Source organism: Paenibacillus enshidis, from assembly GCF_042136365.1.
Taxonomy (GTDB): domain Bacteria; phylum Bacillota; class Bacilli; order Paenibacillales; family Paenibacillaceae; genus Paenibacillus; species Paenibacillus enshidis.
Map to the genome: position 1 here is coordinate 383,735 of NZ_JBHHMI010000001.1, position 20,729 is coordinate 404,463.

20 protein-coding genes and 1 pseudogene are annotated in these 20,729 nt (G+C 49.7%); 16 read left to right on the plus strand and 5 right to left on the minus strand.

The window, feature by feature from the left end; translation table 11 throughout:
• The first annotated feature begins 6 nt into the window (after positions 1–6).
• From ACE41H_RS01635 to ACE41H_RS01650, 4 genes are read left to right on the plus strand one after another with little or no spacing between them, the layout of a single operon-like run.
• Positions 7–1,320 carry a hypothetical protein gene (locus ACE41H_RS01635; protein ID WP_375352842.1) on the plus strand — a complete coding sequence of 438 codons (1,314 nt, stop codon included), beginning with the start codon at positions 7–9 and terminating at the stop codon, positions 1,318–1,320.
• Positions 1,313–2,011 carry a response regulator transcription factor gene (locus ACE41H_RS01640; protein WP_375352843.1) on the plus strand — a complete coding sequence of 233 codons (699 nt, stop codon included), beginning with the start codon at positions 1,313–1,315 and terminating at the stop codon, positions 2,009–2,011. The genes ACE41H_RS01635 and ACE41H_RS01640 overlap by 8 nt, the downstream gene beginning before the upstream one ends.
• A complete protein-coding gene (locus ACE41H_RS01645; RefSeq protein WP_375352844.1) occupies positions 2,008–3,450 on the plus strand; it encodes a sensor histidine kinase in 1,443 nt (480 codons plus the stop codon). Before ACE41H_RS01640 ends, ACE41H_RS01645 begins: the two co-directional genes overlap by 4 nt.
• Positions 3,447–4,553, plus strand: coding sequence for a GNAT family N-acetyltransferase (locus ACE41H_RS01650; RefSeq protein WP_375352846.1), 1,107 nt, complete (start codon positions 3,447–3,449; stop codon positions 4,551–4,553). The genes ACE41H_RS01645 and ACE41H_RS01650 overlap by 4 nt, the downstream gene beginning before the upstream one ends.
• Before the next feature lie 49 nt (positions 4,554–4,602).
• On the opposite strand, the gene ACE41H_RS01655 is transcribed toward ACE41H_RS01650, so the two are convergent.
• On the minus strand, positions 4,603–5,823 hold the full coding sequence (locus tag ACE41H_RS01655) for a glucose-1-phosphate adenylyltransferase (protein ID WP_375352848.1): 1,221 nt from the start codon (positions 5,821–5,823) through the stop codon (positions 4,603–4,605).
• Positions 5,824–6,013: 190 nt separating this feature from the next.
• On the opposite strand from ACE41H_RS01655, the gene glgB reads away from it, so the two are divergent.
• From glgB to ACE41H_RS01670, 3 genes are all read left to right on the plus strand, one after another.
• Positions 6,014–8,035 carry a 1,4-alpha-glucan branching protein GlgB gene (glgB, locus tag ACE41H_RS01660; RefSeq protein WP_375352849.1) on the plus strand — a complete coding sequence of 674 codons (2,022 nt, stop codon included), beginning with the start codon at positions 6,014–6,016 and terminating at the stop codon, positions 8,033–8,035.
• A complete protein-coding gene (glgA, locus tag ACE41H_RS01665) occupies positions 8,032–9,537 on the plus strand; it encodes a glycogen synthase GlgA (RefSeq protein ID WP_375352851.1) in 1,506 nt (501 codons plus the stop codon). Before glgB ends, glgA begins: the two co-directional genes overlap by 4 nt.
• A 215-nt stretch (positions 9,538–9,752) precedes the next feature.
• Positions 9,753–10,409 carry a 3D domain-containing protein gene (locus ACE41H_RS01670; protein WP_375352852.1) on the plus strand — a complete coding sequence of 219 codons (657 nt, stop codon included), beginning with the start codon at positions 9,753–9,755 and terminating at the stop codon, positions 10,407–10,409.
• Between the two features lie 73 nt (positions 10,410–10,482).
• On the opposite strand, the gene ACE41H_RS01675 is transcribed toward ACE41H_RS01670, so the two are convergent.
• Positions 10,483–11,268, minus strand: coding sequence for a polysaccharide deacetylase family protein (locus ACE41H_RS01675; RefSeq protein WP_375352853.1), 786 nt, complete (start codon positions 11,266–11,268; stop codon positions 10,483–10,485).
• A 220-nt stretch (positions 11,269–11,488) separates the two neighbouring features.
• On the opposite strand from ACE41H_RS01675, the gene ACE41H_RS01680 reads away from it, so the two are divergent.
• The 7 genes from ACE41H_RS01680 (at position 11,489) to mobB (ending at position 16,887) form a co-directional block, all read left to right on the plus strand.
• Entirely contained in the window at positions 11,489–12,157 is a 669-nt protein-coding gene (locus ACE41H_RS01680) for a PspA/IM30 family protein (RefSeq protein WP_375352854.1), read from the plus strand.
• Positions 12,158–12,270: 113 nt separating this feature from the next.
• Complete coding sequence (locus tag ACE41H_RS01685; RefSeq protein WP_375352855.1) at positions 12,271–12,675, plus strand: DUF350 domain-containing protein; 405 nt, start codon at positions 12,271–12,273, stop codon at positions 12,673–12,675.
• A 24-nt stretch (positions 12,676–12,699) separates the two neighbouring features.
• Positions 12,700–13,206 carry a DUF4178 domain-containing protein gene (locus ACE41H_RS01690; protein WP_375352857.1) on the plus strand — a complete coding sequence of 169 codons (507 nt, stop codon included), beginning with the start codon at positions 12,700–12,702 and terminating at the stop codon, positions 13,204–13,206.
• A gap of 12 nt (positions 13,207–13,218) precedes the next feature.
• Positions 13,219–13,962, plus strand: a complete 744-nt coding sequence (locus ACE41H_RS01695; protein ID WP_375352859.1) for a DUF4247 domain-containing protein — start codon at positions 13,219–13,221, stop codon at positions 13,960–13,962.
• 289 nt (positions 13,963–14,251) lie between these two features.
• Entirely contained in the window at positions 14,252–14,974 is a 723-nt protein-coding gene (locus tag ACE41H_RS01700) for a Fic family protein (RefSeq protein WP_375352860.1), read from the plus strand.
• 114 nt (positions 14,975–15,088) lie between these two features.
• Positions 15,089–16,366, plus strand: coding sequence for a molybdopterin molybdotransferase MoeA (locus tag ACE41H_RS01705; RefSeq protein WP_375352862.1), 1,278 nt, complete (start codon positions 15,089–15,091; stop codon positions 16,364–16,366).
• Positions 16,363–16,887 (plus strand): molybdopterin-guanine dinucleotide biosynthesis protein B, encoded by a 525-nt coding sequence (gene mobB / locus ACE41H_RS01710; protein WP_375352864.1) that lies wholly within the window; start codon positions 16,363–16,365, stop codon positions 16,885–16,887. Before ACE41H_RS01705 ends, mobB begins: the two co-directional genes overlap by 4 nt.
• A 2-nt stretch (positions 16,888–16,889) precedes the next feature.
• Here the strand turns inward: mobB and xerS are convergent, their stop codons facing one another.
• Entirely contained in the window at positions 16,890–17,972 is a 1,083-nt protein-coding gene (gene xerS / locus ACE41H_RS01715; protein ID WP_375352865.1) for a tyrosine recombinase XerS, read from the minus strand.
• Positions 17,973–18,099: 127 nt separating this feature from the next.
• Between xerS and ACE41H_RS01720 the strand changes: the two genes are divergently transcribed.
• Positions 18,100–18,585: a GNAT family N-acetyltransferase gene (locus ACE41H_RS01720; protein ID WP_375352867.1), complete on the plus strand. Its 486-nt coding sequence runs from the start codon at positions 18,100–18,102 to the stop codon at positions 18,583–18,585.
• Between the two features lie 45 nt (positions 18,586–18,630).
• On the opposite strand, the gene ACE41H_RS01725 is transcribed toward ACE41H_RS01720, so the two are convergent.
• On the minus strand, positions 18,631–19,548 hold the full coding sequence (locus tag ACE41H_RS01725) for an AEC family transporter (RefSeq protein WP_375352868.1): 918 nt from the start codon (positions 19,546–19,548) through the stop codon (positions 18,631–18,633).
• A gap of 143 nt (positions 19,549–19,691) precedes the next feature.
• Here ACE41H_RS01725 and ACE41H_RS01730 point away from each other — a divergent pair.
• Positions 19,692–19,811, plus strand: a pseudogene (locus ACE41H_RS01730) (DUF4180 domain-containing protein); the annotation flags it as partial.
• 64 nt (positions 19,812–19,875) lie between these two features.
• Here the strand turns inward: ACE41H_RS01730 and ACE41H_RS01735 are convergent.
• Positions 19,876–20,604 carry a DsbA family oxidoreductase gene (locus tag ACE41H_RS01735; protein WP_375352869.1) on the minus strand — a complete coding sequence of 243 codons (729 nt, stop codon included), beginning with the start codon at positions 20,602–20,604 and terminating at the stop codon, positions 19,876–19,878.
• Positions 20,605–20,729 lie beyond the last annotated feature (125 nt).

Consider the following 20,729-nt stretch of genomic DNA (forward strand, 5'->3'; position numbering starts at 1 on the left):
GAATGCATGTTAACAAGACTGCGCGCTCTGGGCTTCGCGGGGCTTCTGCTGGTTGCGGTGTTTCTGCTGGCCGGCTGCGGCATTGGCAACGAAACAGACCCGGTTTCCTTGATGAGAGAGCCGATGATGTCAGACGGAAACCAGAAGCTGCATAGTGTGATTACCTCACAGCTGGCCGGGAATCAAATTGTCAGTCCGCGTGATCCGGAGGATACCAGCTCGATTCGAGTGGGGGATTTAAATAACGACGGGATACAGGAAGCCGTTTTATTCTACGAGACTCCAGAGGATGAAAATGTGCGCATTCACGGTATGCTGCTGGAGAATCAGGGCGGCACATGGGTAAAGAAGCTGACGTTTAACGGAGCGGGTCTTGTGCTGGAATCGTTCAAGCTCGTGGATGTGACGAATGATGGAACACTGGATATTGTGGCCGGTTTCTCGCGCGGGGAAGAGGATTCCGAGAACACCCTGATCGTATACTCCTATACCGGAGGCACATTGGAGGTCGTCTGGCAGATGCCGTATTCCCATTTTGTGGTGGACGATAGCAGGCAAAAACCGATGGATATGAATGGCGACAAGTTAACGGATATTACCATTATATCTTTTTTGCGCAATGAGTATTTTACGGTCACAACTTATCAGTATAATAACGGCTTCCGGGAAATCGGACGGCTTGATATGGAGAGCCAGATATCCGGTGTGTACAACGTGGCAGCTGGTCAGGTGGCGGAGAACACGACCGGCCTGATTATCGATACGATGATCACCCAGTCTGCTTCGGTGTCCAATATTATTATCATGAAGGGTGGCCGAATGCAGCGGCTCGATCTTGTGGACCACACGTACAGGGATGCGGTTATTTTGAGTGAAGATGTGGACAACGACGGAATTCTCGAATTCGGACTGCTTGAAAGGCCGGCAGGCTGGGAGAATGCCGATCCGACCGAGGTGCCTTTCTTTGTCTCCTTTTACCAGTGGGACGGTGAGCAGGGCACGATTTTCAAGCTGCAGCAGTATCGGGACAACCAGAACCTCTTTATTCTGAATATCCCGAAGGATTTGCACGGCAAAGTGACGATTAACCGCAACTCGGATAAAAAACGTTATCTGCGCTTCGTAAGGATTGAAAATGATGAGGTGCTTGCGGAAATCAAGTTTTTCCCGCTCTCACAATGGGATAATGTCAGCAGCGGCTGGGAGGAACTGGTGCGTACAAGCGGTCAGGTGGTTGGCATCAAAGAGTCGGGAGCATTTAAACGCAAAATGGGAAATATGTTAAATACAGCGGTGGAAAGGGAGGAGAGCAGTGAGTAAAGTTTTGATTCTTGAGGATGAAGAATCCATTCGCAGTTTTATTGTTATTAATTTGAAGCGCAACGGATTTGAAGTATTGGAAGCAGGAGATGGACATGAGGCTCTCCATTTGCTGAATTCGGTCCCGGATATTGATATCGCGCTGCTGGACGTGATGGTGCCTGGCATCGACGGCTTTGAAGTATGCCGCAGGGTCCGTGAAACCAATGAACGGCTCGGTATTATTTTTCTGACAGCGAAGGTTCAGGAGCAGGATAAGGTATACGCTCTGTCCGTAGGTGCAGACGACCATGTTAGTAAGCCGTTCAGCCCCACGGAGCTGATCGCCCGCATCCATTCGCTGTTAAGAAGGGTCAATGTGCACCGCGAGACGGCTGCCAAGGTGTCATTCCATTCCGGACCGTTTACACTCGATCTGATTTCCAAGCAGTTCAAAAAGAACGGTCAGGCGATCGAACTGACACCGACCGAATTTTCGCTGATCCAGTTTTTTCTGGAAAAAGAAAACACGCCGCTCAGCAGGGATGTATTGCTTGATCACGTCTGGGGCAAGGAATATATGGGGGATCCGAAAATTGTAGACGTGAATATCCGGCGCCTTCGCCAGAAGATCGAGACTAATCCGTCAGAGCCCGCCTATTTGCAGACAGTATGGGGCCACGGATATAAATGGAAGGGTCAGGGTCAATGATTAAGAAAGGGATCCGCAGGCAGATTGTCCTGCATTACTTTTTTGTGGTATTTCTGGCTCTGCTGCTGGTGGAGATCATTTTCTTATTTGCGATCAGATCCTATTATTATGATACCATCTATCGGCACATTGAACTGCATGCCGATTACGTGGCCGATCTCTCTCAGCCTCTGCGCATGCCGGGACAATCGCTGAACGCGAATTTGATCAACAATTTCAAAATAGAAAGAACGCTTCTGGAAGTGCTTGATGAGCAAGGAAATGTTATTATCAATTCCACCGGCTTTGAATCAGACCGGAAAATCCAAACCAGTGACGTTGCCCAGGCCTTGGCCGGAGGCAATGGACGGTGGGTAGGCAAACAACCGGAAACCGGCCAGCAGGTGATGGCTATATCCAAAAAGCTGTCAGGCATTGGCGGGGATAATATTTATATCCTTCGTTACGTAACCTCGCTTGATGTAGTAAACGATCGACTCTTTTATATTACGCTGCTGTCCATCAGTGTAGGAGCGGCGGTGTTGACGATCGTCCTTATTTTCAGCATCGGTCTGGCAAACTCCATTGTGAGGCCGCTTAATGAAATCACCGAAGTGTCGGCCCAGATGGCTGAAGGGAAATTTGATGTCCGTATCAGGGGGAACCACCCGCATGAGCTTGGCGAGCTTGCAGCCACCCTGAACTATATGGCCCAAGAGGTTGTGCATACGAACCAGGTGAAGGATGATTTCATTTCTTCCATTTCCCATGAGCTGCGCACCCCCTTGACCAGCATCAAGGGCTGGAGTGAGACGCTGAACTCAGGGGGCTATGATCCGGAGGAGACAAAAATCGGGATGCAAATTATTTCCAAAGAGACGGACAGACTGATCGGGCTTGTGGAAGAAATCCTCGATTTCTCCAAGTTGCAGAGCAATGAGATGAAGCTGGTGATGGGAACCGTCGATCTGCGGGAACTGTTGCAGGAGATTATGCTGAATGTGTGGGCCAAAGCGGAGATGAAGAAGATCAAGCTCAATCTGGATGCTGAAGAGCAGCCCTATCTGGTTCATGGGGACGGTAACCGGCTCAAGCAGGTATTTCTCAATATTGTTGACAATGCAATCAAGTTTTCAAGTGAGAACTCCTATATTTTCATTAGCTTAAGAAAAGCGGACCAGCAAATAGCCGTGTCTGTTCAGGATACGGGAATTGGAATAAGTGAGGAGAATTTGCAAAAAGTACGGGATCGTTTCTTCCAGGTGGATCATCAGAATGGGGGAACAGGCTTGGGGCTTACCATTTCCCAGCAATTTGTCGAACGGCACGGGGGAGAAATGCTGATGGACAGTGTGCTTGGGCAAGGAACCACCGTTACGGTGAAGCTTCCCGCTCTGGAAGAACCGGGCGTTCCGTCTGATTTTGTTGAAGCTGAAACGAAAGCGGGGGCTCATAAATGAATGATGCCAAAGTCATAGACACTGTATCTACCAATCTGGGCTTATTAAAAATCACGGAAGCGGCCCTGCCGCAAACCGGCATCGTCACGGCTCTGCTGCAGGAAGCGGCGGGCTGGCTGTCAGAGCAACAAATCAAACAATGGGACCGCTCCCTGTTTACCGAGCAGCTTGTCGCCGAATATTTTGCGGATAGAAAGGTGTTTGTCGCCTACATCAACGACGAGCCTGCCGGCATGTTTACAATGCAGGATGAAGACCCTGCTTATTGGAAGGAGCGGAATGACAGCAGCTTCGGCTATCTCCACCGGCTTACCGTCCGCCGGCGCTACAGCGGGGCAGGCATTGGAGAACATTTGCTGCGCACGGCAGAAAACCTTGTGGAAAAACTGGGGAAGAGGGGGCTCCGGCTCGACTGCACCGCGGACAATCCGAAGCTGAACATCGTGTATCAAAAACAAGGCTACCGTTTCATGGGCATCTCGGATATGGGCGGACGTTTTGTCACTCTTTATGAAAAGCAGCCGCAGCAGCATAGCGACAGGGATATCCGGTTCGTGTACATGCTGGACAAAGATTTACCGCTCATGCAGCAGTGGGCCAGTACCCCCGAGTTTCAGCTGCAGTGGGCCGGCGCTTTGTGGGATCATCCGTTGCAATTGGATGCACTGAGCCAGTACATGGAGAATGCAAACGATCCTGCCGCCGGCGGAAAACTCGTGTACAAAGTACTGCATGCTTTGTCCGGGGACATCATTGGCACGCTGTCCATCGCGCTGGACAGACGCAATCTGTCGGGCCGCATCGGCAAGGTCGTGATCGGGAACCCGGAATATAGAGGGAAAGGTTGCGGAGGCCGCATGATCCATGAAGCGCTTCGCATTGGCTTTGACGTGCTGCAGCTGCATCGTATGACCTTGGGCGTTTTTGATTTTAATGAATCGGCTATCCGTACGTATGAACGCGCAGGTTTTAAGCAGGAAGGCTTGATGAGGGAATGCGCCCGGATTGGCGATCAGTATTGGAGCCTTTTTGAAATGGGGATTCTGCGCAGCGAGTGGGAGGAGAGAAGAGTGTCCGATCCTGAGAAAATCTCCTTGTCATGAAAAAATGGGATGTACAAAGTTGCCAAACTTTGCACATCCCATTATCATATTAGGAAGAAAGGCCTTCTGCACGCAGACGGGCATTTTTCTCGTAAGCATCCTTCAGCAAACGGGCGGCCTGAGGTCGAACGGCAGGCTTGCCGAGAACCGTTTCATACGGACCGATGACTACAATTTCGTTGGCGGATCCCTTAATGACGGCGCCATCTTTGATGACGGCACCTTCCCCGATAATGGCGCGCTCAATGACGACGTTGCGGCCGATTTTCACATTTGGCATGACGACGCTGTCTACAATTCGGGTCGATTTGCCAACCTCTACACCGCAGAACACAACGGACCCGTCCGCGGTTCCTTCCATATTGCAGCTTTCATGCACCAGGCAGTTGTTCAGCTGCGGCAGTGAATTGCTGCGTGCGCTGAGCTTTGGCCGCCATTCACGGGTAAACATCGGCCAGTCCTGGCGGTTTAAATCAATTTCACATTCTGCCGTCAACAAGTCCATATGGGAATCCCACAGGCTTTGCACCGTACCCACGTCCTTCCAGTAGCCCTGAAATTCATAGGCACATACTGGCTCCCTATCGGTAATCATTTTGGGAATGATGTCCTTGCCAAAATCATGACTAGAGCTGTCGTCCGCTGCATCCGCGATTAAAAGCTGTTTAAGGTAGCTCCATTTGAACACATAAATGCCCATGGAAGCAAGGTTGCTTTCCGGCTGCTCCGGTTTCTCGTCAAAACGGGTGACATGCTTATGCTCATCTGTGCTCAGAACGCCGAAGCGGCTAGCCTCCTCCCAAGGCACCTCCATCACGGAAATGGTGGCTGCTGCTTTTTTCGTTTTATGAGCTTCCAGCATTTCACGATAATCCATATAATAAATATGATCGCCAGAAAGAATCAGTACATGCTCCGGATTTTGCTGATCGATATACTCCAGATTTTTATAAATGGCATCAGCTGTTCCTAAATATTCGGAAATGCCTGTATTATATGAAGGAAGCAGCGTAATCCCTTTATCCGTCGTACTGTTTAATCCCCATGGTTCACCTTCGCCGATATGCTGGTGAAGCGACTCTGCTTCGTACTGAGTCAAGACACCGACCGTATCGATTCCAGAGTTTACGCAATTGCTGAGAGGAAAATCGATAATCCGGTAACTGCCGCCGAATGGAACGGCGGGTTTGGCTATGATTGAAGTCAGCGGTGCCAAGCGGCGTCCTTCTCCGCCAGCGAGCAACATGGCAATGCATTCTTTATTGTACATCTCGATTCCCTCCCGAATTTTGTCAATGTAGTACATACATAAACGAAAACAGACACTCTTGAAACGATCCAGGGCTGTGAATGAATGGAAATCATGCAAATAATATAAGCAGCCGCAAAATTCCTTTTCAAACTGGGAACAATGGGGTAATAAGTTAAGTAAAGTTTAACTATGTAAAGCAGGTGATCATTTGAGAGAGCAAGCTCAACCCATCCATAATTCGGCCGTTTTACGGGCAACTGGTGCGGTTTCGAGTCAGGACATTTATCTATTCCATGAAGGAACCCATTATAACGCCTATCGTTTCATGGGCTCGCACCTCACGGAAGAAAACGGCGAAAAAGGTGTCCGTTTCACTGTATGGGCACCGAATGCACTGCATGTAGGGCTTGCGGCGGACATGAATCATTGGAGCGGCCAAACCCATTCCTTATATAAGATACCCGAATCAGGATTGTGGAGCCGCTTTTTTGCGGGGATCACGGAAGGAACTTTTTACAAATATGACATTACAGGTCCTGATGGCACGCGATTCCTTAAAGCTGATCCCTTCGCAGTCCGGGCTGAACTGAGACCCGCTACGGCTTCCATCGTAGGCAGCCTGAACGGGTATAAATGGTCAGACTCGACATGGCGCCGCAAAAAGCGGGAGCCATACAACAGGCCGATAAACATCTACGAAATTCACCTGGGCACATGGCGGCAGAAAGAAGACGGAAGCTTCTATACATACAGGGAAATCGCAGATTTGCTGGTACCTTATATTCAGGAAATGGGGTATACACATATTGAAATTATGCCCCTAAGCGAACATCCTTATGATCTTTCCTGGGGATATCAACTGACAGGTTATTTTGCGCTGACAAGCAGATACGGATGCCCACAGGATTTCATGTATTTTGTGGATCAATGCCATCAAGCCGGAATTGGTGTCATTCTGGACTGGGTTCCGGCTCATTTTGCCAAGGATGCGCATGGACTTCGTATGTTCGATGGATCACCTCTTTTCGAGTATGCCGATCCTCTAACGGCCGAGAAGCCGGGATGGGGGACGCTTACCTTTGACTTCGGCAAACCGGAAGTCCGCTCTTTCCTGATTTCCAACGCGCTTTTCTGGATGGATGTGTATCACATTGATGGTCTGCGGGTCGATGCGGTGACAAGTATGCTGCGATTGGACTTTGAAAAGGAAGAGGGCAGCTTCAACCGCAACGCCAAGGGGGGGATCGAGAATGAGGAAGCGATTTCTTTGTTACAGCAACTGAACGAGACGATATTCAACGATTATCCCTATGCTCTGATGATGGCCGAGGAATCGAGTGCCTGGCCGGGAATTACCCGGATGACGAATGAAGGGGGACTGGGATTTAACTATAAATGGAATATGGGCTGGATGAACGACACGCTCAAGTACATGGAGACAGACTTTTCCGAACGGCCCCGGCAGCATAATCTGCTGACATTTCCTATATATTATGCATACTCCGAAAATTTTACGCTCCCTTTATCGCATGATGAGGTTGTACATGGCAAAAAATCTTTACTGGATAAAATGCCAGGCAGCTATGAGCAGAAATTTGCCGGATTAAGAGCGCTGCTCGGCTACCAAATGACATCACCGGGCAAAAAGCTGCTTTTTATGGGCGGGGAATTTGGCCAGTTTATAGAGTGGAAGGATGAGGAAGCGCTGGACTGGTTTCTGCTCGATTATGACAGCCACCGCAAGCTGCACAGGTATACCGCTGCCCTGAATCATTTGTATCTGCGGGAAAAAGCGCTCTGGGAGCAGGATCATACGTGGGAGGGTTATCAATGGATCAGTCCGGAGGATGATGCACAGAGTGTCATTAGCTTTGTGCGCAAGGGCAGAAAAGGAAATGGCTTGATCGTTCTGATCAATTTTCAGCCGGTGCAGCGAATGAATTACCGGATTGGAGTGGAACGACCGGGCAGCTATATGGAAATTTTTAATAGTGATCAGGAAGAATTCGGGGGAAGCGGCTTAGTCCATACGGAAGTGCTGCGCACGGTCAAGGTGCCCTGGCATGGACAGAAGCAAAGCCTCGAATTGACACTTCCGCCGCTTGGCATGGTTATACTGAAAAAGATAACTGCGCGCCGGACTGCCGCAGCGCCGCAGACTGCTGTCGCGGAAAGTTCCGTGAAAGAGAAAAAAACAGCTACCAAACCGAGAAGGAGGAAACCGCAATGAATATTTTATTTGCCGCCGCTGAAGTGCATCCTTTTATCAAAACCGGAGGACTGGCTGACGTCCTGGGAGCTCTGCCGAAGGCACTCGTGAGGGCAGGCAACGATGTCCGCGTCATTTTGCCCAAATATGCCGGCATTCCGGAGCAGTACAAGAAAAGTATGAAGTCTGTCGGTGTGAAACACGTGCAGATAGGCTGGCGGAATCAATATTGCGGTATCGAGCAGCTGACGCTGGATGGGATCAAGTTCTATTTTGTGGACAATGAATACTATTTTTCCAGAGAAGGCATTTATGGATATATGGATGATGGCGAGCGTTTTTCCTTCCTGAATAGGGCCGTATTGGAAGTACTTCCAGAGCTGGGCTTCAAGCCGGATATTCTGCACTGTCATGACTGGCATACGGCGATGATTCCTTTGCTGCTGCGTGACCAATACAGCCACCACAAATTTTATCACGGGATCAAAACGGTGTTCACCATACATAATCTGCTGTACCAAGGGGATTTCCCTTATGAAGTTCTAACAGATCTGCTCGGCCTGGACAGCAGCCACTTTCATGTCGATGGTGTGGAGCATTACGGCAGGGTGAACTTTATGAAGGCAGGCCTTGTATATTCCGATCACGTGACGACAGTTAGCCCGACCTATGCCGCGGAGATTCAGACGGAATATTACGGATACGGTCTGGACGGTTTGCTGCGCAAATTGGGGGATGAAGGGCGCTTGAGCGGTATTGTTAACGGGATAGACGTAAAAAGCTATAATCCGTCGATCGATCCGCTTATTTATGTCAAGTACCGCAGCAGTTCGGGCAAGAAACGGGACAATAAAATCGGGCTGCAGCAGGAGCTCGGCCTGCCCGTACGCCCGAATGTTCCGCTGATCGCAATGGTAACCCGGCTGGTCAGCATGAAGGGGTTGGATCTGGTCACCCGGGTGCTGGATGAGATGATGTATTACGACGATTTCCAGTTCGTCGTTCTTGGTACCGGAGATCCATCTTATGAGCGCTGGTTCAGCGAAGCAGCCGGGCGTTATCCGCTGAAAATGTCCGCCCAGATCCGTTTCAGCGAGGAGCTTTCCCGCAAAATCTATGCGGCCAGCGATATGTATCTGATGCCATCACGTTTTGAACCGTGTGGCATCAGCCAGTTACTGGCGCTTCGTTACGGAAGCATCCCGATCGTCCGCGAAACAGGCGGTTTGAAGGATACAGTTCATGCTTATAACGAGCTTACAGGGGAAGGGAACGGTTTCAGCTTTGAGCATTACAATGCGCATGATATGATGCATACGATTCGCAGGGCCATGTCCTTTTTTCGTCAGCCGGAGCATTGGCAGCAGATCGTGCAGTCCGCATTCAAGGGAGACTACAGTTGGAATGTATCGGCAGAAGCTTATATGGAGATTTACTACAGCCTCAAGGGTTACCTGGCCAAGAGCGCCTTTGTGGCAGCGGTCGACAAGCCGGATGATGGTGATGAGAACTTGGGGCTGTAGTGTTGGATAGAAGAAAGCGGAGCTGCCGGGGCAAGTGGTCAGCTCCGAAATTTTGTATCACGGTCCGTAAATGGTAACATTTCCATAAAGAAAAGGTTACAAAGTTGTGATAATATGCAGAAGGTAGTAACCTGAACAAGCAAAGTACGGAAGACGAAATCCGGTAAATTTTCTGAAAATGATTCTGCGTGAATTCATCCTGGGAGGTACATACAATGATAAAATGGAAGAAATTATTCAAAGCGGCCTTTATTGCGGCAGGAATCGGCCTGGTCGTGAATACGGTGCCGGTCCATGCGGAGGCGGTTTATACGGCGAAGGAGGGGGACACGTATTTCAAGATTGCCAGGCAATACGATGTCAACCTCCAGGCATTGATGAAGGAGAATCCGGATATTGAGGCGAATAACATCTATGTTGGCAGACAGATCAAGCTCCCTGGCAGCGGAGTAAACGGGGGATTGGTTAAAGCGGCTACCCTGAACCAAGATCCGAACGCTGTGGCGCAAAAGTCGGCCAACGAAGTAACCGCTTGGGGCAAAACCTTTACTTATTCCAAAGAAATCAATGTCAAAGCCTCAGCCTATTCAGCAGTGGCCGATGAGCACGGCAAGTGGGGGGCTGTCGATTATTTTGGCAATTCGTTAAAGCTGGGCACCATTGCGGTGGACCCAGACGTCATTCCGCTGGGCACCAAGGTGCTGGTTACAGGTTACTCCCATTCGGGGCTGCCGGATCACGCCTTTGTGGCAACAGCCAGCGATAAGGGCGGCGCGATCAAAGGTAATAGAATCGATATTTTTATCCCTGGAAGCAAGTCCCTTGTCAGCAAGTTCGGCTATCAAAATGTTAAATTGTATGTCATTGAATAGACATGAATGAAAGAACCTTCTATCCTTTCAATAGGCTGGAAGGTTCTTTGGTTTCAAATACACATTGCCATGCTCATTTATGAGCCTGAATATCGAGCTGCTGTGGAACGGTAACAAAAATGTAGCCTTTTTGCTGCAATGTGTGGATGAGCGAGGGCAGGGATTCTATCGTTCCTGTCAGGTTGGAGGTCGTACCTCCTCCTGCATGCATCAGTATAATCGAGCCTGGCCCGGTGGTCGTTAGCACATTGCGGCGGATTTGCTCCTTATCAATCCCTTTCCAGTCCAGGGAGTCGACATTCCAGTTGACGACGGTGTATCCGCTGCGGCGGGCCCAGCGCAGCTGGGATTCTGTGATTTCACCATAGGGCGGTCTAATCAGAAGCGGCTTATAGCCGGTGCTTTTTTGTATAGCAAGTCCGGTTTTGATAGTCTGCCGCTGAAATTGTCTGAGCGAAATTTTATTGAAATTGGGGTGATTAAAGGAATGATTTCCCACAATATGTCCCTCTCTCACCATGCGTTTTACGAGCTCAGGGTATTTTTCCGCTTTATCACCGACAACAAAAAAGGTGGCCTTGATATGATTCTGCTTTAAAGCGTCCAGAATATAAGGAGTAAACCTCGGATCCGGGGCATCGTCAAAGGTGAGGGCGATTTGCCTTGTGCGCGGGCCCTGCATTTTGAACGTATCGGCGTATTTTTTACGCAGTCTGCTCAGCTTGTTCTCGTCTGCTGCTGTGATGACGACTGTGTCCGTGGCGGCTTTAAGCATCTGCGGCGGAGAAGAAGAAGGCGAATGGCCGAAGGCCATATGCAGTACGATCAGTATGCTGGGCAGCAAAAAAGAACGGAACATGGATTGCATCCTCTCTCGGTAGATTCGTCGGATTATAGTATCCTTCTCCAATTGGATAATATTTATTCCTGCCAGTTTCAAGCGGGATTTGCCCGGATGGAGCAGGATGATATAAAATAAGTGACATAAGGATTCGTGAAAATGAAACCTGGAGTATTTGTCTACGTAAATGTAAGCATAATGAGTTTTTAACAGCTAAAAATTTAAGGAGGAAATCCCAATGTCTCTTTTCAAACGGCTTCGCGATCTTACCATGTCCAATATCAATGCAATCATCGATAAGGCGGAAGATCCGATCAAAATGACGGAACAATATATTCGCGATATGCAGGAGGATCTTGAAGATGCAGAGAAAGCGGTGGCAACTCAAATCGCCATCGAGAAGAGATTCAAGCAGCTTTATGAAGAACAGGAAGCGTTGGTGAAAAAACGCGATGAACAGGCGCACACTGCCGCCAAAGCCCAAAATGTAGAGCTTGCGCGGCGGGCGCTTGAGGAGAAAAAAGCGGCCGAAGCCAAAATGAGCGAGTACAAAGCAAGCTATGATCAGAACAAAGCTTCCGCAGACAATCTCCGCGGCAAGCTGGAGGAAATGCGCAAACAGCTTACGGAGATGAAGAACAAGCGTGACACATTGATTGCGCGCTACAACGCCGCTAAAGCGCAAACGGAAATCAATAATGCGATGAGTGGCTTCAGCTCCGACTCCGCAGCAGCGGGTATGAGAAGAATGGAAGAGAAGATGCTGCAGATGGAGGCTAGAGCCGAAGCCAGCAACGAGATGTCTAACAAAGGCAAATCACTGGACGATGAATTCAAGGAGCTTGAGAAGAAGGGCGCGGTGGACGACGAACTGGCCGCATTATTAAAGCAGTACGAAAATAAATAATGCTGAACCACTAAAGACGCTGCGGCGTCTTTATAAGGAAGCGAAGGGGGACCAATGTGACGTTTCCCTTCGCTTTTCACTGCAAACCAGGACAATGTTGGAGGATGAAGCTGATGGATCTGCAAACCTTGACGGCTATGTTCGTTTGGACGGTGGCCGGTGCGGTACTTTTGTTTGTATTGATGTTTGTTGACTCGCTGTTCACGAAATACAAAGATTTTGAAGAGGTCAAGAACGGAAATATGGCTGTGACGTCACGAATGATTTTGAAGCTGATCGCGCAGGGGTATATTTTGTCAGGCTCGATCGCAACTGCTTACAGTCTTGGCACTGCGCTTCTGTATTCCGTGGTGGCATTTGTCATTCTGCTGATCATGGAAGCGGTGGTCCGCGTTTTGCTGCGCCGATGGGCACACTTTGACCTTGATGAAGGAACACAGCAGGGCAAGCTGGGCTATGGTCTTTTTTCCGGTACACTGCACCTGGTCGGTGCATTCATTATTACAGCTTGCTTTTAACAAAAGAAAGGCGGGAACATAGCGATGGGCATGTGGAAACGAATTTCCAACCTGTTTGCCAAGCCGGAGCCCCCTAAGCGGGAGAGAAGCATGCTTGAGCTGATGCCGGGCGACATATGCGAGGTGTCGCTTACCACCTATGAGGTGGCCGGAAGGGTACATAACCGTGCCCGGAATGCGGTCATGCTGACGCTGCAGGATGGAAGCCATATTGATTATTTATATATTGAAGAACGGGAAATGCTGAAGTTTGTAATGTATCAGCCCATTGACGGGCGTCCGGATACCCCGGACGAACTGCCGACCGTCATGGAACTGGACGGGCTGGACTATCACCTTGAGGAGCAGTTCGGAGGCACGGTATCCGCCGTGGGCAGGACCCCCTTCCCGAACAGCGGCGAACAGCATGTATGGCAGTATCAGGCGGACAACAACCGTATGCTGCGCATTGAGTGGCAGGACGGGCGTTTTATGCTGTATGAAGGAGAACAAGCCATTCCGGGAGACGTGAAGGTCATCCGGGCAAGCTAGGAGAGGATACCTATGAATACACGCGCTGCCTGGCAGAGGAATTTAAAAATCATTTTGGCTTTATGCCTTTTTATGTCCGTGCTGAGCGGGTGTGGTGCACCGTCGGTCAAGGATACGTATCCGCTTGAATCGGTAAGCGGCAGCGGCAATGCTACCTCGTACGTATATCGGGCAGCCGGCAAAACGGTGCCGGAGGTGGCACAGGAGCTGGCCAACAGCCGTACTCCGGATCAAATGTCGCCTGAAAGTACGGAGCGCATGTTTCTCGTATATTCGGATGAATGGTACCATTTGCAGCAGGACCCCAAGAAGTCTTCGGATACGCTGATTGAAGTGGATACAAAACAGTATGTGCAGCAGAATTACAGCTCAAGCTTTCTGCAGGGATATCTGGTCGCCAGTCTGCTGAACGACCTTTTTGATACCGTACGAGGGGGCTCATACAGAGGTTATACCAGCCGGGATGTCTACAAGCCGCCTGCTGGGGGCCAATACCACAAGCCTACAACCAGCGAGAAAAAAGCAATTCCGCCCATTACGGTTGACCGCAGCGGATCGGTTATCCGCCGTGGCGGCACAGGATCTGCCGTAGGCAGCGGCGGAAGCATATTTGACCGCGGTGGTCAAAGCTCGCCAAGCAGAGGCTCGATTAATCGGAATAAGGGCGGCAGCATCTTTGATTCTCCGCGCAAATCCATCACCAAGCCCAAGACACGTATCGGCTCCGGCAAAATCAGCAGGCGAGGGCGACGATAAGAAAAACGTCTATCGACGTAATTCACAGAAGACAGACCGCGTTTAGCAGTAGTTTTTCTTGCGATTCCAGGAAGCCTATACCAGGAAGTTTATACTTTCTGGAATTTTAAGATAAGGAAATCCCGATCATTCAGCCGGGATTTCCTTTTTTAGATTTCAAGCACGATACATACCTGATATAATCGAGTTAGTTAATCAGATTTTGAGTCAGACTTCTGGGGAGGTTACTTTGAAACTTCACTCGAAGTGTGACTCAAAGTTGAAATAAAATAGGAAAGGCGGTGTGAATATGAAATCTATGTCCAGCTTCGGAGAAAAGGACATTGTAAGGATTATCCGTGGAGACCATGAGTATCTGCAAAGTATACTCGTAAGGTCTGTGTACAACTCAGCAGCCATCGAGGGAAATAGCATTAGCATAGATGAAACGCAGGTTCTTTTGGTAGATGGATTTGTACCAGCTTTTAAAAGAGCTGTGACTACAAGAGAACTTTATGAGCTAACAAATCTGTCTTCTGTCTGGAATTACATCTTGAATCATTGCACAGCAGAGTTGACTATTTCTGTTATGCATGAGGTACACCAGTTGACTATGTTTAACATAGACGATAATTCAGGTAGGTTTAAACGGACTCAGAATATGGTTGGAGGCAGATTAACTACTAAGCCAGAGAACGTTTCAACTGAAATTCTATATGCCTTGGATGATTTGATGAATGCAAAATTCATATATTCAAAGACAGAAGAGGATATTGTTGAAGCGGTAGCTTGGTTCCATCTTACTTACGAGAAGATTCATCCATATGAAGACGGAAACGGCAGAACGGGAAGGGCTTTAGTGAATTATCTCCTGCTACAAAACAACCTTCCCCCAGTAGTTGTTAAGGTGGAGGACAGGGCTGAATATTATTCTTATCTGAGAACGGACGATTATTTGGGATTAGCGAAGTATTTCATGAAGTCCATGGAAGAAGAAAAAGCTTTTCTAAATCGGAAAGGGAAGGTGGTGTGAATCTCACAGAAAGCCAAAATTTTTGTATGAGTGGTGAAGCGGCATGGGTTTTAAAGGCAGACGTAGAGAAAGAGAGCTGGAGAGCGTATAAGCGTTGATGAAAAGGGTGGGTTTATGAAGCATAGTGATGACTATTCCAACGAAAAATTTAAACGGCGTGCTATCTCTGTTGAAGAAGCACAGAAGCGAGTAATGCAGTATGGCAAACCGGGGGCAGCCGAGTTTGTGCTGCTGTCGGAAGCGCATGGCCGCTTTCTGGCCGAGTCGCTGCATGCGCCGCATCCGTTTCCGCACTTTCGCCGTTCGGGTATGGACGGATATGCGGTTGTAAGTGCGGATACGAAGAACTGCGCGGAGGATGAAATCGTATGGCTGCGTGTTGTAGATGAAATCCCCTGTGGACAGGTATCTGACCACATCATTGCCTCCGGACTGGCTGCCAGAATCATGACGGGGGCTCAGGTTCCCGAAGGAGCGGATGCCGTTGTCATGCTTGAGGCGACGAGACAACGCGAGGAAAGAGGCGATGTATACGTCGGACTGAAGAAAAAGGTGGAGCCGGGGAATAATGTCACTCCTGTCGGCTACGAACTAAAGGAGGGCCAACTGCTGCTGGAACAGGGGAGGCAGCTTGGAGCTGGTGAAATTTCCGTGCTGGCCTCGTTTGGCATCCACAGCGTACCCGTTGTTCGCAAGCCGCGGGTAGCCGTCATTTCAACAGGATCGGAGCTGCTGGCCGTGGACGAGCCCTTGCAGCCGGGACGGATCCGCAACAGCAACAGCTTTATGCTGGCTGTGCAAATTCGGGAAGCGGGAGGCGAGCCTTATATTCTGGATTCCGTACAGGATGATGTGGAGGCAGCCCGCAGAACAGTGTTGGATGCGCTCTCGGGTTTTGATTATGTGGTGACGAGCGGCGGGGTTTCCGTTGGGGACTATGACATTATGGGTGATCTGGTCAGACAGGAAGGCGTTAATTTGCTGTTCAATAAAATAACGATGCGGCCTGGTAGTGTCACGACGGCAGCGGTCATCGATGAGGGTCTCCTCTTTGCCCTGTCAGGCAATCCGGGCGCATGCTTTGTCGGCTGTGAGCTGTTGGTCAGACCCGTGATCAGAACGATGCTGGGTGCGCAGCAGCCATTCCTCCCGCGCTGGGAGGTTCTGCTGGGCGCGGACTATCACCGGGTGAACAATTTTACGAGGTTTGTGCGGGCGCGGACCGAAATCCGGGATGGTAGAATTTATGCCGTACCTGCGGCGGTTGACGAATCCAGCGTCATGATTTCGATCAAAGACAGTGACTGCCTTATTGTCATTCCTCCCGGAACGGGTCAGCTGAGAACAGGAGACAAGATAGAGATAATCAAGCTGGAAGGAGGAGGGTCATGAAGCTCGATCGTAAAGGGAAGCTGCCGTTTATTTGTCAGATTGTCGGGTATAAAAATACGGGGAAAACAACCTTGCTCACTTCAATTTTGAGCATTCTCAAAGCCGGAGGGCATCGGGTGGCCGTCATTAAGCATGATGCGCACGGCTTTGAAATGGACCATCCAGGGACAGATACATACAAGCACCGCGAGGCGGGAGCGGAGAGCATCGCCATCGTTTCAGCCAGCCGTACGGCGGTTCTGGAGGAAAGAGCCGCCGGGCTGTATGAGCTGATCGGACGTTTTGACGCCTATGATTGTATTTTGATCGAGGGCTTCAAGGAGGCACCTTTCCCGAAGCTGGTCATGATCAAGGAAGCCGGGGACACCGGGCTGCTCGATAGGCTGCCGTGTGTGGCGGGTGCCGTCTGCTGGCCGGGCATGAAGGAACAGGTGCAGCAGCAGATTGCGGGCTTGATGGTGTATAGCACGGAGGAAGTGGAGCACGCCGCACGCTGGATTGAAGAACAGATCCAAGGCTGAGCCTAGGAATCCGCACGGCGTTCAATCGCTTCAGACATCGTTTTATCGGTAAGATGGGCGTATACCTCTGTCGTTTCTGTGGAGGCGTGGCCAAGCTGCTCCTTAGTCTTGTAAATATCATTTTGCAAATAATAGTCTGTTGCAAAGGAATGCCGCAGCTTATGAACGGTTAACGACGGTTTGCCGTACCTTTTGGCATATTTGATAATCATCGCCTGTATGGCCCGTTTGGTCATCCGTTTTCCTTCATTGCTCCCATTCGGCAGGGTCACGAACAAGGCCTTCTCCCGTTTGGTCACACGGTATCGCTGCTGCCGGATGGACAGATACAAGGCTAGCTCATCTTTGGCCTGTTCCCTGAAGTAGACGGGAGCTTTAAAAGTTTCATCATTGTTTCCTTTGCGATAGACATACAGGAGCCTGTTGGCCAGGTCCAGATCATCCAGATTCAGGTTGATCACCTCGGATACACGCAGCCCCGAATTGAGAATGAGGCTGGCGATGCATGCGTCGCGCTCCTTGTTCTGTTCATAGGCATATAGCGCCTGCTTGTTATTTTCCACATCATGGCCATAGCCTTCGTGAATATAGGCGATAAATTCAAGCAGCTCGTCGTCTTCAAGAATTTTACCCTTGAGCTTGGCGGCTGTATCCTTTGGCTTATGTATACGCTTGATTTCGACCTTGGCCATAATATTGCGCTTCAGCAGGGGATAAAAGTTTTCGTCCTCCGCGATCTGGCTGAGGTAATGGAATAAGGAGCGCAAGGACGACAGCTTGCGGGATACGGTAATTCTGGAGTTGGCCCCATCCCTTTTTGTTGTTAAAAAAAGACGAAATCCGGTAATACTGTCCATATGCAGCTTTTCCAGCTCCTCCAGGGTCACACCGCTGTTCGTGCCAGCCGCGGAGAGTCCCTCCGCCCGCAGCCAGGAAAAGAAGATCTCATAATCCCTGATATACTCCAGCAGGGTGGAGGGGGACAGATCAGGCAGCTTGTAATCAATAAATTTCTGCACATACCATGGCATAGCCGGCAGCTTTTCGTCCAGCTTGACCCGGTCGATTCCTTTTTGAATGTTCATCGTCTGCACCTCTGATTTCGTGGTTCATGAATATTTTAACACAAAAAGTAACCGGCGGCGGGCGGAACTGCGGCAATACCGATGACTGAACAGGAAGGAGTTCAGCAGAAGCGTGGAAGGTGATCGAATGAAAACGATGTTAAAGCTGGCAAGTTGGGAGCAGCGGCCGATCATGATGCGGCTTATGCAGTTTTATCTGTATGATTTCACCGAGTTTATCGAGATTGACCTTTCAGTTGACGGCAGGTTTCCCGAGTATCCGGATCTGGACCAATACTGGACAAGCGGGGATCGCAAAATGGCCTTTATTATGTGGCATAAGGGCAAGCCGGCCGGCTTTGCCCTGGTGGACAGGCTTGATGACAAGCTCGAAGGGGATTATTATATGGCCGAATTTTTTGTCATGCGCCCTTTTCGCAGATACGGCATTGGCTCCTGGGCCGCACGCGAATTGTTCAGCAGGCTGAGAGGGAACTGGAAGGTAACGCAGGTGAAAAACAATGCGCCCGCGCGTGCTTTTTGGCGCAAGGTGATCGGTGAATATACGGGCGGGAATTTTACGGAAAAAATTCACCCCTGGAGAGGCAGTCCCAGCCAGTATTTTAGCACATGAGAAAAAGCAGCTGCAGCCTCCGGAAGCAAGGCGGCGATAGCCGTATTATCCCAAATGATTGGCTAATGTAATCAGAACTGTCATCGTAAGCACGTTAACAATCGTGGAAAGCAGTACCGTCTGTGCCGCAAAGTCCGGCTCATTCTTATATTCCTCTGCCAGAATGGACGTATTTACGCCTGTGGGCATCCCGGAGGCGATCAGCAGTGCCTGTGCAGGGATGCCTTTCAGCCCCAGCAGCATAATGATGGCGAAGCCAACAGCCGGACCGGCCAGCAGCCGCAGAATCATGCTGAGATAAATAGCCGTCCGGCGCAGCCGGAACGGGTACTGTACAATCTGTGCGCCAAGGGTCAGAAGGGCAATGGCGACCATGGAACGGCTTATGTATCCCAAGGGCTCGGTCAGCATAGCGGGCAGCGGCGTGTGCAGCACATTTAAAAGCAGTCCGAGGATGAGCGCGTAGGGCACCGGCATTTTCAGAAAATTCAACAAAATTTTTTTGGCATTGGAGGCGCCGTTCTGAACGACGAAGGTGCCGTAGGTGAACGTAATAAAGGTTTGAAAAGTCATAATGAGCGCCTGCACGGAAGCGGCTACTGGTTCCCCTTTAAATACTAGCTCATTGATCGGCATCCCGTAATTACCCGAGTTGTCCAGCATCACGCTGTTGGTAAATGCTCCCCGCATGCCGGGAGAGTATTTCAACGAGCGTGCCACCGTCCAGCTGATGAGGAAAAGGATGAATACATAAATAGCATAAAAAAGGGCCACTTCCCCAAGCAGCACCAGCGAAACGTTCGATTGGTACAAACTAAAAAATATGACTGCCGGCGTTATGTAGTAAAAATTGATTTTGGCAAGCGTGTACAGATCAAGCCGGAAGGAATACTGCATGATGCAGCCGAAGCTGATCAGCACCACAATAGGCAGGACAACATTGAGCAAAATAGACAAAATCATGGAAGTCATCTTCTTTCTGTCTCGTTCGTTAGAGCTGTAAAGCACAGCATGCTTCTCATTATACTGCGAAACGAGGCTGAAAAGAGTGATAATTTCTGAAAAAATTAAATTGTAACCATGAGGAGAGGGATTATGAATATATCTCGGCATATACAAGCCGCAGCTTTAAAGACTTCATGTATGAATGCAATGGCGGAAACGATATTTTTTTCTTGCAGACCGAACAACAAGCGATTGAAAAGTTAAGCATGGTGAATCGATAGCTCAATAAAATAGCGTCAGCCCAGGATCTTATTGTGTAGTCGTAGGCTGACGCTCTTCATTTGCTTATTCTTTTCCGTTTCCTGGCGGGATTTCACAGCCTTCCTCTGTACATACAGCAGCGTCAGGCTTGTCTTCGGCCTCCATCATCGTAAAAGGAGAGCGCTCGCTCCAGGCTCGCTGCAGCGCGTCGGCAAATACTTCATCCGGCTGGGCCCCCGAGATCGCGAACTTTCCGTTTAACACAAAAAAGGGAACACCGGTAATGCCGAGTTGCTGTGCCTGCGCTTCGTCTCTGCGCACTTCGGCTGTAAATTGATCGCCTGTAAGCACGGAAAGTGCCTCGGAACGGTCGAGGCCTGCTTCCCCGGCCAGATCAGCAAGCACTTCAATGTTTCCAATATGCTTGGCTTGCTCAAGCGTAGCCTTGAATAACCGTTCACTCAGCTCCGCCATCTTACCCTGAGTGTCTGCCCAGTGAGCCAGACGGTGCGCGTCAAACGAGTTGGTAGGGACGATTGCATTGAGGTTGTAATTGAGGCCTACAGTCCGTGCCTGAGCCTCCAGATTTTTATTCATCGCTTCGGCTTGCTGCACGCTTACGCCATATTTCGCCGCCAGCTCCTCAGGCATGGTATGTCCGGAGTCCCTGGCAGCGGCAGGGTCCAGCTCAAAGCTGCGGAATTGCACCTTAACCTGATCCTTATGCTCAAACTGTGCCAAAGCATTTTCCAGCCGCCGCTTGCCAATAAAGCAAAAAGGGCACATAAAATCAGACCAAACTTCAATGATCATGAGGAAACCTCCATTATTTCGGATAGCTATAACTACATTAGTTACAACTATCTCATTATAAAAGATCATTACGTATTACGCAATTTGCAACTTCCAGCAAAAAACAAATTGTCAAACAGAAAAAA

What these genes read in the sequence shown, in the direction of transcription:
- ACE41H_RS01675 (WP_375352853.1), bottom strand. Translation starts at nt 11,268, where the DNA reads ATGTTCCGTTCTTTTTTGCTGCCCAGCATACTGATCGTACTGCATATG.
- ACE41H_RS01690 (WP_375352857.1), top strand. Translation starts at nt 12,700, where the DNA reads ATGGGCATGTGGAAACGAATTTCCAACCTGTTTGCCAAGCCGGAGCCC.
- ACE41H_RS01695 (WP_375352859.1), top strand. Translation starts at nt 13,219, where the DNA reads ATGAATACACGCGCTGCCTGGCAGAGGAATTTAAAAATCATTTTGGCT.
- ACE41H_RS01700 (WP_375352860.1), top strand. Translation starts at nt 14,252, where the DNA reads ATGAAATCTATGTCCAGCTTCGGAGAAAAGGACATTGTAAGGATTATC.
- ACE41H_RS01650 (WP_375352846.1), top strand. Translation starts at nt 3,447, where the DNA reads ATGAATGATGCCAAAGTCATAGACACTGTATCTACCAATCTGGGCTTA.
- ACE41H_RS01735 (WP_375352869.1), bottom strand. Translation starts at nt 20,604, where the DNA reads ATGATCATTGAAGTTTGGTCTGATTTTATGTGCCCTTTTTGCTTTATT.
- ACE41H_RS01685 (WP_375352855.1), top strand. Translation starts at nt 12,271, where the DNA reads ATGGATCTGCAAACCTTGACGGCTATGTTCGTTTGGACGGTGGCCGGT.
- mobB (WP_375352864.1), top strand. Translation starts at nt 16,363, where the DNA reads ATGAAGCTCGATCGTAAAGGGAAGCTGCCGTTTATTTGTCAGATTGTC.
- ACE41H_RS01680 (WP_375352854.1), top strand. Translation starts at nt 11,489, where the DNA reads ATGTCTCTTTTCAAACGGCTTCGCGATCTTACCATGTCCAATATCAAT.
- glgA (WP_375352851.1), top strand. Translation starts at nt 8,032, where the DNA reads ATGAATATTTTATTTGCCGCCGCTGAAGTGCATCCTTTTATCAAAACC.
- ACE41H_RS01670 (WP_375352852.1), top strand. Translation starts at nt 9,753, where the DNA reads ATGATAAAATGGAAGAAATTATTCAAAGCGGCCTTTATTGCGGCAGGA.
- ACE41H_RS01635 (WP_375352842.1), top strand. Translation starts at nt 7, where the DNA reads ATGTTAACAAGACTGCGCGCTCTGGGCTTCGCGGGGCTTCTGCTGGTT.
- ACE41H_RS01720 (WP_375352867.1), top strand. Translation starts at nt 18,100, where the DNA reads ATGAAAACGATGTTAAAGCTGGCAAGTTGGGAGCAGCGGCCGATCATG.
- ACE41H_RS01645 (WP_375352844.1), top strand. Translation starts at nt 2,008, where the DNA reads ATGATTAAGAAAGGGATCCGCAGGCAGATTGTCCTGCATTACTTTTTT.
- ACE41H_RS01655 (WP_375352848.1), bottom strand. Translation starts at nt 5,823, where the DNA reads ATGTACAATAAAGAATGCATTGCCATGTTGCTCGCTGGCGGAGAAGGA.
- ACE41H_RS01725 (WP_375352868.1), bottom strand. Translation starts at nt 19,548, where the DNA reads ATGATTTTGTCTATTTTGCTCAATGTTGTCCTGCCTATTGTGGTGCTG.
- xerS (WP_375352865.1), bottom strand. Translation starts at nt 17,972, where the DNA reads ATGAACATTCAAAAAGGAATCGACCGGGTCAAGCTGGACGAAAAGCTG.
- ACE41H_RS01705 (WP_375352862.1), top strand. Translation starts at nt 15,089, where the DNA reads ATGAAGCATAGTGATGACTATTCCAACGAAAAATTTAAACGGCGTGCT.